The following is a 14,833-nucleotide window of genomic DNA, read 5'->3' on the forward strand; positions in this document are numbered from 1 at the left end:
ATCGCACTGTCCGAAGGCCTTGCGGAAGGCCTGCAAGCTGAAATCGACGCCGCCCCGCCCGCGATGTCGAACTAGTTGGGTAATTCCCTTGGCTTTCGACCCCGTGGCCTGAAGGCCACGGCAACGACATGGACGCTAACAAGACGGTCGGCGAAGCCGCCACCGCGGGGACCCGGCTGCAGGACGGTCAGGGCCGGCCGAATCTGGGCGGCAGCCGATCCGAAGCCCCAGCTGCGGCAACGGCAGCGGCAGTGGCCGCCTCTAGAGGAGCGGCACCTTCGGCACGAGCCCTCGCAAGGCGTCGCGTCGGGCTTCCAGATAGGTGATCAGCCGGGGAACCTCGGCCCGGTCACCGATCAGGGGGTCGTAGCCGGGTCCCAGGCGGCGCACGACGCGGGCGGTCTCGATCGCCATCTGGCCATCCGGCGCGGCGGCCAGCATCGCCTGGAGCGAGACCACGACGGCCTCGCGGCAGGCGTCCCAGTCCGAACGGACCCAGCCGGGGTTTTCGCCGGCCGGCGGCACGGCCCTGGACTCCTTGATCAGGGCTTCGATGACCTCAATGGTCGCCTTCGAGAAATCGCGGAGCCGGGCATGCATCGCCAGGCGCGCCCGTCGCGCCTCTATGACGGCGACTAGGACGGCGGCGAACAGCGCCAGCGACGACAGCAGGCCCTGATTGGCCTCCGCCCAGGGCCACCAGGTTCCCCACCAAGCTTGCACCATGTCCGTTTCCACATCGCCCCCTAGGGTTCTGCTCACTTCGTGGTAGAGCTTGCCACTCACCCGCACCCGGAGTCGACCTTGGGGCAGAAGGCGACCGATCCGTCCAACCCAATCGATGTCCACGTGGGCCGGATTTATGCGCGCGCCCGTTGATGCTGGGGCTCAGCCACCGACCTGACCCGCAAGGGCCCGCGGACCGCTCCCGCCCCGCTCAGTCTTCCCCGCCAAACCTCAGGGCCGCCAGCATGAGCAATCCGACACCCCAGACCTCGCTCACCAAGTCCAGCGACATCGGCATGAAGCAGTTAAAGGCGATCGCGAACATCCCATTCGCCGCCCGCCTGGACCTGATCACCGAGGGCCTGCCGATCCTGTTCACGAGCGCGCAGACGCTCCACCAGGCCCACAGGAATGTCGGTTCCGACACCCGCGCGGGACAGATCCTACTTGGCGGTGCCATCGAAGAGGCGGCCAAGATCCTGATCCTGATAGATTATGTCCGCTGCCCGCCCAACCTCAAGGAGCGGGCCCAGGGTCAGTTGTCGGCCTTCTACAACCACGGCGCCCGGCTGCTCTACGCCCAGGCGTGCAGTTGGCGGCCCGACACGGTCGCCACCCTACGCGGCTATGTCGATCGCACCCGCGCCTCCCACTATATCGAAGGCAGCTACGGGGAATATATCATCCCTAACTGGGACCTCTACACGCGCGAGGCCCGGCTCTATGCCGACCTGACGCGCACCGACACCGGGGTCTTCGCCTGGAACGATCCTGACGCTTGGCCGGTCGGCCATCTTGGCTTTGATCTGGTGCCGGCCGCGCTGGGCGTGGCCGGCGCGCTAAGCCGCGTCGGTGCCTTTACCCGGCCGGGCCTGCAGATCGTCCACGACACCTGGGGCGCCCAGGCCTTCCAGGACGCCGAGCACGCGCAGACCTCCGACGCCCTGATCCGGACCACGCTGGAAAAGCTGATCATCGCCGAATTGCCGTCCGAAGAGGCCAGCGACGAGGACGTCAGTCGCCTCTACGCTCACTGGCAGATGCCAATGTACGCCATCGACGTCCAACCCCGATCGACCGACCTGGAATCCCTCAGGGCCGAGCAGGAAGCTCAAGCGCGCAACCTCTACTAGGGCCGTCTCGAACTGGCCCGATCGTGCGGCAAGGGTGAGGTGATCCGAAGAGACTCAGCTACAGCGTGGGGTTGCGCGCAGGAGGGCCTAATGTCGTTCGAAGAAGATATGCAGTTGGCGGCTCGGGCGGCCGACGAAGCCGTCAGGGCGACGATGCGGGACTATTCGCGTGGCGCCGTCGTGGACGAGCCGGAGATCACCGGAGTGCTCGTCGGCCAGATGGCGGCCAGGATCGAAGGCCAGATCGGCGGGCTGGAGTGGAACACCCGGATCGTCCGTAACGGCAAGGGCAAAGCCGCCGAGGAAAAGCGGATCGGCGCGGACCTGTTGATCCACGTCACGCTCGAGACGCCGGAGGAACGCTATTCCAAGGGCGTGCTGATCCAGGCCAAGCGGTGCGAGCCAGACGAGGAACTCAGCAAGAGCGAGATGGCTCGCCTTCAGGGCCAATGCGACAAGATGCTTGATCGCACCTCGCAGGCCTACGTTTTCACCTACGCCAAAGGCTCCATGCGTTGCGGCCCCGCAAACCGGTTCACCGCCGCTCCCAACGGCCATATCTACCGGCGATGCAGCTGGACGCCCTATCGGTTCTTTCTGGAACTCTTCCGCTGCCCGGTCGGCGATCGCGACATCACCAGCCACAAGCCCGAGCAATTGCCCGAACCTCGCATCATTACCCTATCAGGCTACGCCGAACGTCCCTTCGACCTCTACCGCGACAAGCCCCAACGCGCGTAGCGTAGCGTTGCATTGGCAGGCGCGGCCGGGGAAGTCCAACCAATGGGTTTCCGAGGCGGCGCGGCCTCTCCTGCTGCCAGGCCGACGGGATCTTTCGTCCCGCTCATGGCGGGCGCGACACAGGATCGAACGCCGCATGAGCTCGCAACGTCCGCCCGATCCGCTACCGTCGGCGGCCGACCGTCCCGAGACGTTCCCATTCGGTCCAAGCTACAAGGCTCTGGATCGCGCGGTCCGCATGCTCGCAGATTGGCCCCGGTACGCCGCCCTAAGCGCACTGCGCAGCCTAGAGCGCGGCTGGAAGATCGCGCCGATCGATCCGGAGATGGCGGTCTTTCGGGCGATCACCGCGGAGGAAGAAGCCGCCACCTGCCTGATCCTCGCGCTCAAATCCCGCCAATATCCTGGCGCCCAGCAGCTCAATCCGCGTAACCACACCCACAAGAACGGCTTGGCCCCATTCCTGAAGGTCGTTGAGGGCGTCATCGCCAAGACCGGCCTACCCGCGCCCAAGGTCTCCTGGAACTTCGAGGGCAAGCGTCCGAGAGTCGATGCGCATTTCGCCAGCGAGGGCTTTGGCTTGGCGCCCGGAGACCTGATCACGCCGGACGAGCCGCTCAACGGCGTGCTCAGCGGCGGCGATGAGGGCGGCCCTAGGTCGACCATGACCTTCGAGGAGGACCTTCAAGCGGTGGCCGATGGTCGTGGCCTGCAGCATATGCTCGAGCTGATGGAGGCTCAGGCCAACCTTCGCAACCAGATCCTTTACGCCGGCGCGAACGGAATCCCCGTGGTGACCGAGCCTGATCCGATCCTAAAGGCGCGATGGCGTTCAGTGGCGCTGCTCCTGGGTTTGGCCATCGCAGTACTGCAGACCCCAGTCCACCAGCTTCTCGTCGTCCAGGCCCTGCGGGCCTATCTGCTGGCGCTAAAGAAGGTCCCGCCTGATTACGACTTTGACGCGGCGGTCGCCGGCAACCCCGAGTGGACTATCGAGGTGGTGCGCCAGGAGGGTGCCTTGGTGAGCGCCGGGATCAAACGGCGGCCCTCGCCGGCGCCGGCTATGGACCTGCGCGCCTCGGGCTTGGCGAATGCGCACTTTACGGTCCCCAGGCGGCAGCCCGAAGACGATACTCCCTAATCGGCGCCCTGGACCAACGCCGCAACCGGTTTCAAGCTTCAGCGATGCGACCGATGAGTCGCGCCAGTCTATTTCCGAGCCTTCCGTGTTCTACGACGCCGATCAGATCGCCGATCTCCTGCAAGGCGCGAGCGAGGTTGAGGGCACCCGGCCAACACGCCGAGCAGGTGGGGTGGGTAGCCGCATCTGCGGCTCGATCATCTTGCGGGCATAGGTCTCGGCTAGGTCGGGACGCCGAGCGAACCAGGCGTTCACGGCCGCCTCCAGCGGCTTGGCCGGCTCGCTGTCGATATGCCCCAGGGTGATGCTGGCCCGGGTGGCCAGCATCACCGCGTCGGTGATCCCGTCGAAATCCTGCCCGCGGCGCACGCGTTCGACCATGCCCGCGAGCATCGGATAGACCGCCAGCCTCTATAGCGGGGCCATGGTTATTTCCGCCGACGGGTTCTCCCGCCGCCCTCAAAACTGCTAGAAGCGAAGCTTGCGCTCAATCTTCGATCGATCGATGGCCGGGCCCTAAGTGTACGGTTGAGACCCATGAACTTGACTTTCCTGACCAAGCTGGTCGCCCCGGCTCTCGCCGCCGTCAAGTTCCTTTGGACCCGTAAGAAGCGCAAGGAACAGTTCGAGGAAGCCTTCGAGTTCGCGCTCGCCCAGGCAACGAACGCCGCGCCGGCCCATCGCGACACTTTCACCAGCCAAGCCTTCACCGCTGAGGATCTTCGTCCCCTGGCCCGCCGGGCCGCCAAGCAACCCGCTCAGGCCTTCACGGGTGAGCAAGTGGCGGCCCTCTATCGCAAGCGGTTCCCCGCGACCAAGTCCCAAGCCGCGATCAACCGCGAGCACGCCGAGATCTCGATCCTGTCGGGGGTCTTTGTCACCGCCTTCCAGTCCAAGCTGCTGGCGGCCAGCGAGTGGGCCGACCTGATCGACCGACGGCAGGGCTGGACGACCCAGGAGCGCGTTGCGCTGATCGCGACGGACATTCCGGCGCTCGATTGGACGACGACGGCCCTCATGGTCCGGCGCTGGTTGAGCGAGGCCTTCGCCTCGCGATTGGAAGCTCGCAAGCGCCTGGGGCAACCGCTGCAGATCAACGCGCCGGATCTGAAGATTAATGTGCCTCGGCCCGCCATCGAGCGCGCGATCGGCCAGGCCCTGGTTTCGGACATCGATGTTCCAGTGCTCGTGGTCGGCGAGGACGGCGTCGGTAAATCTTGGAGCACCGCGCGCGCGCTCGACACCCTGCCGCTATCCAACGACATCGTGCTGATGATCTCCAGTCGGGAGCTAACGCCCCACCAGGATTTGGCCGAGTTGCTGTCTGAAACGCTGCGCACCCGCACACGGTCCGGCACTCAGGAGGGTTGGCGACAACTCTTGCAATCCTGGTTTCCTGACCCGCCCGAGACGCCGGATCCCAGGCGTCTCGTGCTCGTGCTTGATGGTCTGAACGAGAACCATCTGGCCAGGTGGCGCAATCTGCTGGTCGAGGCCCGTACTCCGCGTTGGCTGGGCCGGCTGAAGTTGTGTCTTTCGGCTCGCCCGGGGCTCGCCCAACAGGTCAGAACGCAATGCGCCATCCTAGACAACGTCCCGACCTGGATTCAGGTCAGCCCGTTCGACGACGACGAACTGAGCCTGGCCCTCGCGGCCGTGGGCCGCTCGGCGCTGGTGCAAAAACTCGCCGGCGGCTCGCTCGAAGCGCTCCTGCGCACCCCGCGCTATTTCGAAGTCGCCAGCCGGCTTTGGGACCAGGTCGCCGATGACGCGCAGGTCACGGTCAATCGCCTGATCCTGGAAGACCTACGCACCCAGGTCAATTTCAGCGACAACAAACTCGAACCGAGCGCCTGGGAGGCCCTGCTCGCCGAACTCGGCGGAAAGTGGCTCCAAGGCGCGCGCAACTTCAATCTCAGCGACGTTCAGTCCGCCCTGGCCTCCTCGGCCCTGGCACCCGACCAGATCGACGCCGGTCTGGCCCAGATCCGAGAAGGCCGGCTGTTTCCAAGGATCGGAACCAAGATTAGCTTGGACGAGGCGTTGGCGCCGCTGGCAATCGGCATGGCCCTGATCGAGGATCTTCTCGCCCAAGGTCTTGGCGACGTGGCCGCTGTCATCGAGGCCCTGGACGTCCTGCTGCCCAACCTAGGCGCCGACAAGCGCGCCGAAGCGTTGGCCGCCGCCGCCGCGATCGCCTTCTGCTGGTCAGTCGCCACGCCCGATCCAACGACCTTACGGGCTGGGTTGCTGGGCGCTTGGCTTACCTCCCAGAACCTGTCCCCCGATACCGAAGGCGAGGTCAACGGATATGTGACGGCGGATGCGGCTGCCTATGCGGACGCGTTCGAGTGGCTTGTGACTAAGGCTGCCCCGAATAGGATGGCGATAACCCTTGTCGAGGAAGCGCTGCGCCAAGCAGTGAACGATCCCGCCGTTGAGATCGTCGCCTTGGAGCGCGCGCAAAGATGGTCCGGCTATGTCGGTCTCGCCGATCAACATCAACCCAACAACTTGAGCGTGACCGGCGTGCGCGGGCGGCGTCTGAACCAGACGCTTGGGACGCTTCCGGGTCCAGGGCGCCAATTGATCCTCGGCGCCGATATCGAGTTCCTCCCCGGCCCTGACCAACCCTTCCTTCTGCACTTGGCGGCAATGCTGATGCGCAATGCCCCCCTCGCCGCCCACGTCCAAGCGTTCCGCAATGCCGCGGTCGCCATGGCGGTCGGTCATAGCCATGCCGGGATTGACGAACTGCGGTGGACCGCGCGCCTCAATACCCGGGACCCCGAATTCCTAGACGCCGCGCTGCGCGCCGCCGCCGGTGAGATCGCAGGCCTTGCAGATCCCGAACGCCCCTCGGTCGCTCAGGCCGCCGCTGCCTACCTGCTCAACTTTATCGGCGACGACGCCGATCAACCCGCCATCGACCGCCTTGATCGGCTCGGGGATCTCGACAGCGGGCAACTCTATGCCCGCTATCTTAGCGATCCCGCCGGTGCCCACGTCACTCTGGAGAGAAGGCACGTCCAAGCCGTATCGCGATCACTGCTGCCRGCCCACCGGCTCCTGGACCGTCTCAAGGTCTGGATGTGGGACCCTACCGTGCAGTTCGCCACGTCCTTGACCTCGAAGGCGCGTCAAGCCGCCAAACAGCAATGGGCGCCGGCCCAATTGGCCGCCCACATGGGCCAGACCGCCGAAGATATCGCCTTTCGCGATCTCGAACCGGTCCTAGCGCGGCTCGACCCGATCCTGCTAGGCCAACAGATCGCCGACTTCGCGCGTGAGGTCAGCCTGCGTAGCGACACGGGCCTGCGCTTTGGCGCGGTGATGCTGCGTCATCGTCTGGCCTCCCTCAAGACCTCGGCGCTGGACGCCCTGCAATCGCTTCTCGCGCTCCGCGCGACCGTTCCAGATAAAACGGAACACGACGGTCACACCAACCGCAATCTGTTCGACATGTTGGCCTGGCGCATGACGGCTATCCAGCAGCTGGATCTGATCCTGTCGCCGGGCTGTGACGGCGTGCACTATACGACCGAGCCGTTGCTCAAGCCGGCCGACACTGCCCAGGTGGAGGCGCGCCTTGCCTCGGTGACCGGCGAAATGCGCAATCTGCTCTTTGCCTATCTCGCCCTGACCGACCTCACGCCCAGTCCTGCGATCCTGGACGCGTTGCACGAGTCGATAGCCGACCCGGACGCGAACCGAGCGGCCCATGCCATGACCGCCCTGGCCCGCCACGGCAATGCCGAAAGCGCCAGGCGGCTGGTCGACGCTGATTGGCGCTGGCGTCCCGGCGAGGAACAGAGCAGCCATTCAGGCTCACTGATCCTGATCCGTTACGGAAAAGGTCTCGCCTTCAGCATCGTGCTCGACCGGATCGCTCCGTGGCTGCTACCCTTGGCGGTCCGCGAACGCGGCGCCCTCGCCGAGGAAATCGCCGCCGCCGCGACGGTATTGCGGCAGGCCTTGCTTGGGCCGCACGAGGCTCCCTCTCTCGACGACGTCGCGGTCTTGACGGTCATTGTCGCAGCGAGCGAGGCCGGATTGACATCGATGCAGGTCCAACTGCCCGACCGAGGTCGCCAGGACGCCGAGGCGATGACCCTGATGCTGGACGGCGAAAAGCGGCTCGCGGCGCTGAACGCGGCGGCCGCCCGAGCAAGCCAGCTGATAACGGAGGCGCATGCGCAGGGCGCGGTGCTGTACGCCCGGGCTTTCGACGCCGACCTGCTCGCGCCGTTCGGCGACGCCGTCGCCGCTTGGGCCGAGGACCTGTTGCAAGACTCCCAGCTGCAATCGCGAGCCCGTTTACACGCCGCGGGACTGCTGATCGCCATGAGCGGTCTTTTGTTGCGTGACCGTCCGCAGCTCGGCGCGCGCTTCTGGCGCGCGAACTTCGGCGACGCCGAGGCCACCGGCTACAGGGATTGGACGGGGGCCTCGGCTAGGTTGAAGGCCCTGTTCGCCGCGCCTCCTTCGCCCGAGCGCGACGCGCTGATTGGCGAGGTCTGGGACATTGGCCACACCGGAAACGACGCCGCGCTCTTCGCCGTGGTCTTCGCCGCCGAGAGCGCCGGCGATCGGGAGACCTTGGATAACCTCATCGGCCAGGACGCGTCTTCGCCGCGTCCCTATCGCCGCGCCCGCGCCCTGGTCGCCACCAGCTTCCGAAGCGACGCGCCGGTCGATCAGAACCAGCGCCTCGGCTCGCAGATGACCTGGCTTTGGCTGATCCAGGTGCGGCAGAAGGCAGCGGAGCGCGCGGCGCGGAACGCTGCGGCGCGCGGACACTTCCGATCGTTTCTGAACGCGTCCAACGACGATGATGCCCTGGGTGCCTGGCTGTTGCTGTTGCAGACGGTGGACCGGCGGTTTCGGCTGTGGTGCGGCTCGGAAATTGCCGCGGCCGGAAAGCTCAGACCTCAGCGTCAGGCCCATCTCGATTTGAACCTCGATGAAATCAAGAGCGCCATCGCCGAGAATGAGAAGGAGCTCAGCAAGTCGTTTTTGAACTTCAAACTCTAACCCGCCTACAGTGTGCCCAATCCCAGAGGCCGTCGCCCACTGGGCACCTCGGCCGATCCGTCGCCCACGTCCACAGGAAGGTCGCTCAATGATGCGGCTGGGCGGGAAGGTGAAGGCGCCATAATGCCCTCGCGGCCGATCACGGACTCTCGACAGGCGTTGTAATCACTCCCGCTTAGCTCTTGGGGGGGGCGGCGCTGAAAGTCGGCAGATCGGCACCGAACTAATGCGGCGCCGATTTAGGCCAAGGGCGGCCCGAGGCGATGTCCGGGTGATGGGGCTCATCCTCCACCACCCCACTTTCGCTTCGAAGCAGGTCAATCAGCTCCAGACATTTGCTGGCGATGTTGGCCAGTTGGTCAGTCCCCTGCGTCAATTCAAATAGCTTCAACCGAAGAGGCGACGCGTTGACGCCAGCAATTTCGTAGGACCCGCCATCGACGGCAAAGACCCGTTTCAGGACCGTCCATTTGACGGACTCGGCCATGGTCTCTGACCACGTCCGGCCGGCCGCGGCCAACCGGTTCATGATCGCCAGCACTACACCGTCGCCGCCGATCTGAGCGAATGCCGCCTCCAGCACCTCTCGCGCCTGACCGCCACCCTCACGAACATAGAGCGCCAGAGCGGAGTTCATGAGTTCGGTATCCGCTTCGAACCGTGCGGCAAGCATGCGGGATAGACGGAAAAAGTCCTGCTGACCCCGCTCGCTCCTCAGACGACCGGCTTGCGCCAGTTCGAGGAATTGATGGGGATCTATGTCCAGCATGGCCGATTGCCAGTCGCTTCGGCCCAAGAGCGAAACATCACGCGCGCTAAGGTCCAACAGCAGTTGGCTAGCCGAGCCGCCACTGTAGCGTATCGCAGTGATCAAATGGCCCAGATCGCGCCCTTGGATCCGCGCAACATGACGGTCATACGCCTCGAGCATAGCCATTGGACGGTCGGAATAGGCCAGCAGCTCGAGCCATCGCAGTATGTCATCGTGCTGGGCGTCGAGCAGCCAAGGTTGATCCCGAGCCCGCTCGAAAAGCGCCACCAGACCGCTCTCCACGCGTTCTGATGATAGAACAGCGCCGGTCATGGCCCACGCGGACATCAGATACAGCGCTAGATCTTCCGGTACATCCAACGCCAGAAGACGGCCTATTTGATCGTTCTGGGGGTGTGGCATGGCAAGCATGACCTTTCCCAACGTGAGCGCGCTTTCCCTCTCCTGCGCGGTGCCGTCTGAGCCAATCAACCGCTCTATCGCATGGGCCATCGCGCTCGCCTCGACCGCAGGCGGATCGAAACTTGCGGCCTCTCGCCTCGCTCTGTTGGCGAGCGCGTCGCTGAAATCTGGCCAGCGGCGGCGCCAACTGCCGCCCACGTCAGCGCCACTCCGGCCACGATGGATTTGCAGGAGAGATGTCGCTGCCTCGCCGTTGAACCGGACGTCGGCGAGATGGTCGATAAGAACCTGGACGGCCGCGTCGCTACCTATCCGCACGAAGGCTCCGCCATACTCCCCGGTGTAGTCCATGTGAAAGGCGGGCGGGCGCAGATGCGGTCGACGGGCGAACTGCGCCTGTTCGGCCTGACGTCGGTTCAGTTCGCGCTCCAACAACCGCGCCAGTACGTCCACGAGCTCGGGCGCAGCGAGACGGCCAATTGCGCGCGCCAGTTCGGCGTAATCTTCGCGCCCGGCCTCCGGGTCAGCCAGAGTCCGCTCTGACCAGGCTACGATCGCCTCAACCAACAAGAGATGCTCGTCGGTCGAAAGTTCGAGGCTAGGGCTCTCATCATTGCGGCCGTGACGGGCGATGAAATGACTAAGGCGCGTGATGAGGATCCGGTCTGCTTCGCGGCCGATCTCGATGCAAGCTTGGGCGAGTGAAGCGGCTGGTACTGACAAGATTCGGTTGCGGACCGCGTTGAATCGATCATCGATCTCAGCGTCGCGAGGTCCGCCCTGTGGGCGTTGTGCAGCCAATTCCTCGAGTCTCGCCATCAAACGCTTGGTGAGGTCGGGCCCCGCTCTCAACGCCCCAGCGTTAGCGAGCGCGTCCCCGCGCGGACCATTCACGATCCGCTCGGCCTGCGGTCCGCTCTCAACAAGCTCTAGGGTTCTGACCAGGTCTTCGGCCCGAAACGGCAGTTCCAATCCGACCTCGAGGCGACGCCACAAAGCCCCCGCGACAGCGTCCGGGTAACGGCTGTGAGCACGTTGAACAAGCCAGCCGGTATTTGCGCCCCGAACTGGAAAGTCCGGATCGGCGAGGAGCGCAGCGATTCCGGCGCCATCCTCACGATGGACCTCGACACGGTCCACGAGCCAGCTGAAACGAGTCAACAAGTCACCGCTGCCGATCTTGGCCTCAAGCAACTCGCGAAGGCGTGCAAGCAGGACGGGATCGTCCACGCCATCGAACCAATTGCCTTCGGCAAAACGCGTAATCAGCGCGTCGTCGGCGCTCCCGAGGATCGACATCACGTGACGGTCGGCACGCCTAAACTGGAGAGCATTGACGATCGCSAATTTCACGTCAGGATCGGGGTCTGATCGCCCCATCTCAGCGGCGAAGTCGATCCCCTCAATGTCGCCTTGGAATGCGATTTCCGAAACGATGTCCGCCCTTGTTTCAGACGAGCAAAGCGCCAGTCGCTGACGGGCGTCAGGTCCCAACACCCCGATCCTGAAGGGAGAGGCTGCCCGCAAGGCTGGAAATCTGACCTGGGTGTCGGGGTCACTGATCAAGGGCCAGACGGCGTCAGCAAACTCAGGGCGGCCCGTCGCGATTTTGAAACCGAGGATGAGTTCGCTCGGTCCATCTTGGCCCCAACGCCCAACGAACCCAACAACTTGGTCGGCGATCAGGGGCCAGAGCGACTGTCCCCCTCTAAAGATCATGTCGGCCGCCAGCAGCGGCGCGATGCCCAGGCAGCGTACAATTGTTTCGGCCACTGCGGCGCGCACCTCAGCGTCGGCCGATTGCCCCATGGCGTCGATCGCGAACAAAACCGCCTCGCTCCAGTGAGGCCAGTTTAAGATGTCGCGATCCAACTGCCGCCGCGCGTCTGGATCGTCCGTCGCGGCCATTATCAGTCGGCGCACCTCGCCCGCAGCGAACCACTCTTGGAATTGCTGGTGCTGGAAGGACACGCCCCCTTCGGTGCGGACCAATAGATGATGATTGGCCAGCAGGTCCAAGATCGCCACCGGGGAAGGCATGTCGCCAACCTGGCCCTGAGCCGCCAGGCTGGCGACCTTGGCGTTGATGGCGGTTCGCGCGCCAACCTCATCAAGGACAGACACGCCTCGGTTCATTCCGGCGACAGCGACCGCGCAAATCAGGTCAAGGGCCGCGCCCTGCAGATTCTCGTTGAGGAGATCAGCCCGATTTTGATCATCGAGTTGGGCCTCGACGACGATCCGAAGCGCCGCTTCGCGCGTGGTAGGCAGCGTGCCGCCAGGAGAAGCCTCCAAAAGAGCGCGAAGAAACAGCGGCGTAGCCACTAAGTCGCGTAGTCCTATCGTGCGCCAGGCTGAATGGAGCAGAGCGACCCCAGATTCGCCCTTGGACGCGCGCGCCAAGTCCAACTGCTGGGCTTCCGTCAACGGCGCGATCTGCAACGTTTGACCTAGCGGCGGAAGGCTGGCTTGGCGTCGGCTGGCCAGCGCCAGGCTCAAAAGCGGATAATCGCGCCGCAGCGCGCCAAGCGCCCGACGTACATTCGTCCGTCCCAATAAGTCGAGCTCGTTCCAACCGTCCATTAACAGGACCAGGCGCCCGTGTTCGGCCAGAACCCGAAAGTCGGCTTCAGAGAACGCGGTGAAACTTGCGCGACGTACCAGCGCATCCAAGATCGTGCCAGCCTGTCCGTTCCATTCGGGCAAGGGTAGAACGACTGCGATCCTTTGTCCGCGCGCCACGACGTGCTCAGCTATGCGAACGAGACTGGTCGTTTTGCCCGACCCGGGCGGCGCATAGAACGCGACGTCGCCGAACACCTCAAGCGCTCCGGCGAAGGCTTCCAACGCCAGCTCTGGCGATCGATCATCGATCCGGATATCGAGTTCGACGATGTGCTGAGGCCAACCGGGTTGATTTCGAAATTTCTGTAAGTCCGCCATCGCGGCAGGGCGCATGCGCTCGGCCACATGATCAGGATTAGCCGCTTGCTCGTCGTCGGCGCTGCCGTCGTCGTCTTGGGAGTAAGCCAGCGCGAGTTCAAGTGATCCTGGAACACGGCCAAGATTGGCGTGAGATCGCGCTAGCGCCTCACGCTTCCAATCGTTGAGCTTTTCAACCGTGTAGAAGGGCTCGTCGATCTTCACGTCGATCTTGTGCGCGCAGATAGAGCAAAGCCAAATTCCGTTGTTAGCGTGGCTTCGGTCTTCAGAACTCATCGACGCGTTGAAGCGTGGCCCCTTGGGCGCCGCCGCGGCAATGTGAGCGGCTATACCAACGTTGACAGCGCCGTCGCCGGTCGCACTCGCCCCGAGGGTTGAAACCCCGCAATCGGGGTTGGAACAGAGATAGCCGACTTGCCGACCCAACAAGGCGATCGTCGGTTTTCTGAAGTCGTCCCGATTCCCCATTTCGTCACTATACCGCGAAGCAGGTGACCTTGGTGTGCGCCCGCGCGGCGATCCCCCGGCTAGTCACGGCCTCGATGAATTCGAAAAGGATGGGGTCGCGCCAGATAGACATCGTTGTCGGCCGCCCGAGAGCGGACCTTCTCGAGGGCAGATAAGAGTCATGAACTGCCGAAAACCAGTCGCGTAGTTTTGAGTCAGATCTCGCGACATTGGAGTCAGTCGCGAAATTTGGAGTCAGCCCTAACCCAGGCGTTGCTGGGTGTTCCAGTCGCAGCTTAAAGAGTCAGTGACATCTGACGAAGCTCCCGTCGCGCCGCCGATGAGGTGAAGGGAGATCACCATGACTGGCGACGAGAAACTACAGACCGCGACAGACCAAATCGCCACCGTTCTAGCCAGCGACACACGCTTGCCGATGACGCTGGCGACCAGTTCTGCCCGGCCTGAGCGCCTAACAGACCCGCTGGAGGTCGGCCGTCGCCCCGATCCACACGGCAGACCTCTTCATGCCCGCCTGGAGCGAACCGGCCAAGTCGCCCTCCTCCAACGGTTCGCAGAAAGATAGGAAGATATTCCTATCTTTCTGCGCCTTACACTGCCAACCGAGCCAATCCACGAGAGAGGAATATTTTCCTAACCACCCGCCGACTGCGACGGCCGCGCGGCCGTTTGCGGCGAGGAGAACCGCACGGGAACCATGGCGCATCCCGCGGCAACGCCCTCCCCTTACAACCCATCTACGCCTCCGCGGGCGACGAGCCTCGACCCGACATGAACCGGAAGGTCCATTCTCCCGGCGCCACCCCGTAGCCGACGGCGGCGCCTTGTCGGCCGAGCCATCGCGCGCCGGCGGGCGGACGGGTGAGTCGCGCGCCGCCGTTCGGGAGCCAGACCTCGCCGTCGCACGCGCCTGGAATTGAGACATCGAGCGTAATCGAACCGTCAGCCTCTCGGCGCCAACGCGAACCGATCTCGCCACGCGGAGTCACGAGGCGAGCGCCCACCCAGGCCAGGCCTTGAGGCATGACGGGACGCACCTGGATGCGCGAATAGCCCGGCGCGATCGGGCGGATGCCCGCCAGACCCTCGTAGAACCAACTGCTGATCGAAGCGAAGTAGTGATGGTTCCACGAGCGGGAACCCAGCCCCCAGCCCTCGGGCATGCTGCGGATGTCGTTCTTCAGCCAGAAACCCCAGCTGGGTTCGTCGGTGCGGGTCACGACCTTCCAGACCGTGTCGCCATGGCCGTGGTCGCTGAGCAGGCGCGGCAGGTAGCGCAAGGCGTAGACCCCGACGTCCAGCCTGTAGCCCTTGGCGACGATGTCGGCCGCCAGGCCATCGACCACCGCCTGACTCTGGCCGTCCGGAACAAGACCCAGCGCCACCGGCAGCACGTTCATGGTCTGGACATAGGGCGCCGGCTTGCCGCCTTCGGGCGGGGCGACGTAGCGCTTGGCCGACGCGTCCCAGTAG

8 protein-coding genes are annotated in these 14,833 nt (G+C 64.5%); 4 read left to right on the plus strand and 4 right to left on the minus strand.

The window, feature by feature from the left end:
* Nucleotides 1-261: 261 nt before the first annotated feature.
* A complete protein-coding gene (locus AC1DZ6_RS05585) occupies nt 262-726 on the minus strand; it encodes a hypothetical protein (protein WP_477096199.1) in 465 nt (154 codons plus the stop codon).
* A gap of 245 nt (nt 727-971) precedes the next feature.
* Between AC1DZ6_RS05585 and AC1DZ6_RS05590 the strand changes: the two genes are divergently transcribed.
* The 3 genes from AC1DZ6_RS05590 to AC1DZ6_RS05600 all read left to right on the plus strand — a co-directional run bounded on the left by AC1DZ6_RS05590 (nt 972) and on the right by AC1DZ6_RS05600 (nt 3,741).
* The gene (locus AC1DZ6_RS05590) at nt 972-1,859 is read left to right on the plus strand and encodes a hypothetical protein (protein ID WP_477096200.1); all 888 of its coding nucleotides are present in this window, start codon (nt 972-974) and stop codon (nt 1,857-1,859) included.
* Nucleotides 1,860-1,949: 90 nt separating this feature from the next.
* Nucleotides 1,950-2,600 (plus strand): hypothetical protein, encoded by a 651-nt coding sequence (locus tag AC1DZ6_RS05595; protein WP_477096201.1) that lies wholly within the window; start codon nt 1,950-1,952, stop codon nt 2,598-2,600.
* 136 nt (nt 2,601-2,736) lie between these two features.
* Entirely contained in the window at nt 2,737-3,741 is a 1,005-nt protein-coding gene (locus tag AC1DZ6_RS05600; RefSeq protein ID WP_477096202.1) for a hypothetical protein, read from the plus strand.
* Nucleotides 3,742-3,843: 102 nt separating this feature from the next.
* On the opposite strand, the gene AC1DZ6_RS05605 is transcribed toward AC1DZ6_RS05600, so the two are convergent.
* Nucleotides 3,844-4,122 (minus strand): hypothetical protein, encoded by a 279-nt coding sequence (locus AC1DZ6_RS05605; RefSeq protein ID WP_477096203.1) that lies wholly within the window; start codon nt 4,120-4,122, stop codon nt 3,844-3,846.
* A 156-nt stretch (nt 4,123-4,278) separates the two neighbouring features.
* Between AC1DZ6_RS05605 and AC1DZ6_RS05610 the strand changes: the two genes are divergently transcribed.
* Entirely contained in the window at nt 4,279-8,775 is a 4,497-nt protein-coding gene (locus tag AC1DZ6_RS05610) for an NACHT domain-containing protein (protein WP_477096204.1), read from the plus strand.
* A 223-nt stretch (nt 8,776-8,998) separates the two neighbouring features.
* Here AC1DZ6_RS05610 and AC1DZ6_RS05615 read toward each other — a convergent pair whose 3' ends face one another.
* Nucleotides 8,999-13,096, minus strand: coding sequence for an NACHT domain-containing protein (locus AC1DZ6_RS05615; protein WP_477096205.1), 4,098 nt, complete (start codon nt 13,094-13,096; stop codon nt 8,999-9,001).
* Between the two features lie 1,001 nt (nt 13,097-14,097).
* Nucleotides 14,098-14,833 (minus strand): alpha-L-rhamnosidase-related protein (locus AC1DZ6_RS05620; RefSeq protein WP_477096206.1); only part of this gene is annotated, 736 nt, incomplete at its 5' end.

Source organism: Caulobacter sp. P1_B12_2, assembly GCF_056406675.1.

Excerpts from the sequence above, each read along its gene's own strand:
- AC1DZ6_RS05585 (WP_477096199.1), bottom strand. The coding sequence starts at position 726 with ATGGTGCAAGCTTGGTGGGGAACCTGGTGGCCCTGGGCGGAGGCCAAT.
- AC1DZ6_RS05590 (WP_477096200.1), top strand. The coding sequence starts at position 972 with ATGAGCAATCCGACACCCCAGACCTCGCTCACCAAGTCCAGCGACATC.
- AC1DZ6_RS05595 (WP_477096201.1), top strand. The coding sequence starts at position 1,950 with ATGTCGTTCGAAGAAGATATGCAGTTGGCGGCTCGGGCGGCCGACGAA.
- AC1DZ6_RS05600 (WP_477096202.1), top strand. The coding sequence starts at position 2,737 with ATGAGCTCGCAACGTCCGCCCGATCCGCTACCGTCGGCGGCCGACCGT.
- AC1DZ6_RS05605 (WP_477096203.1), bottom strand. The coding sequence starts at position 4,122 with ATGGTCGAACGCGTGCGCCGCGGGCAGGATTTCGACGGGATCACCGAC.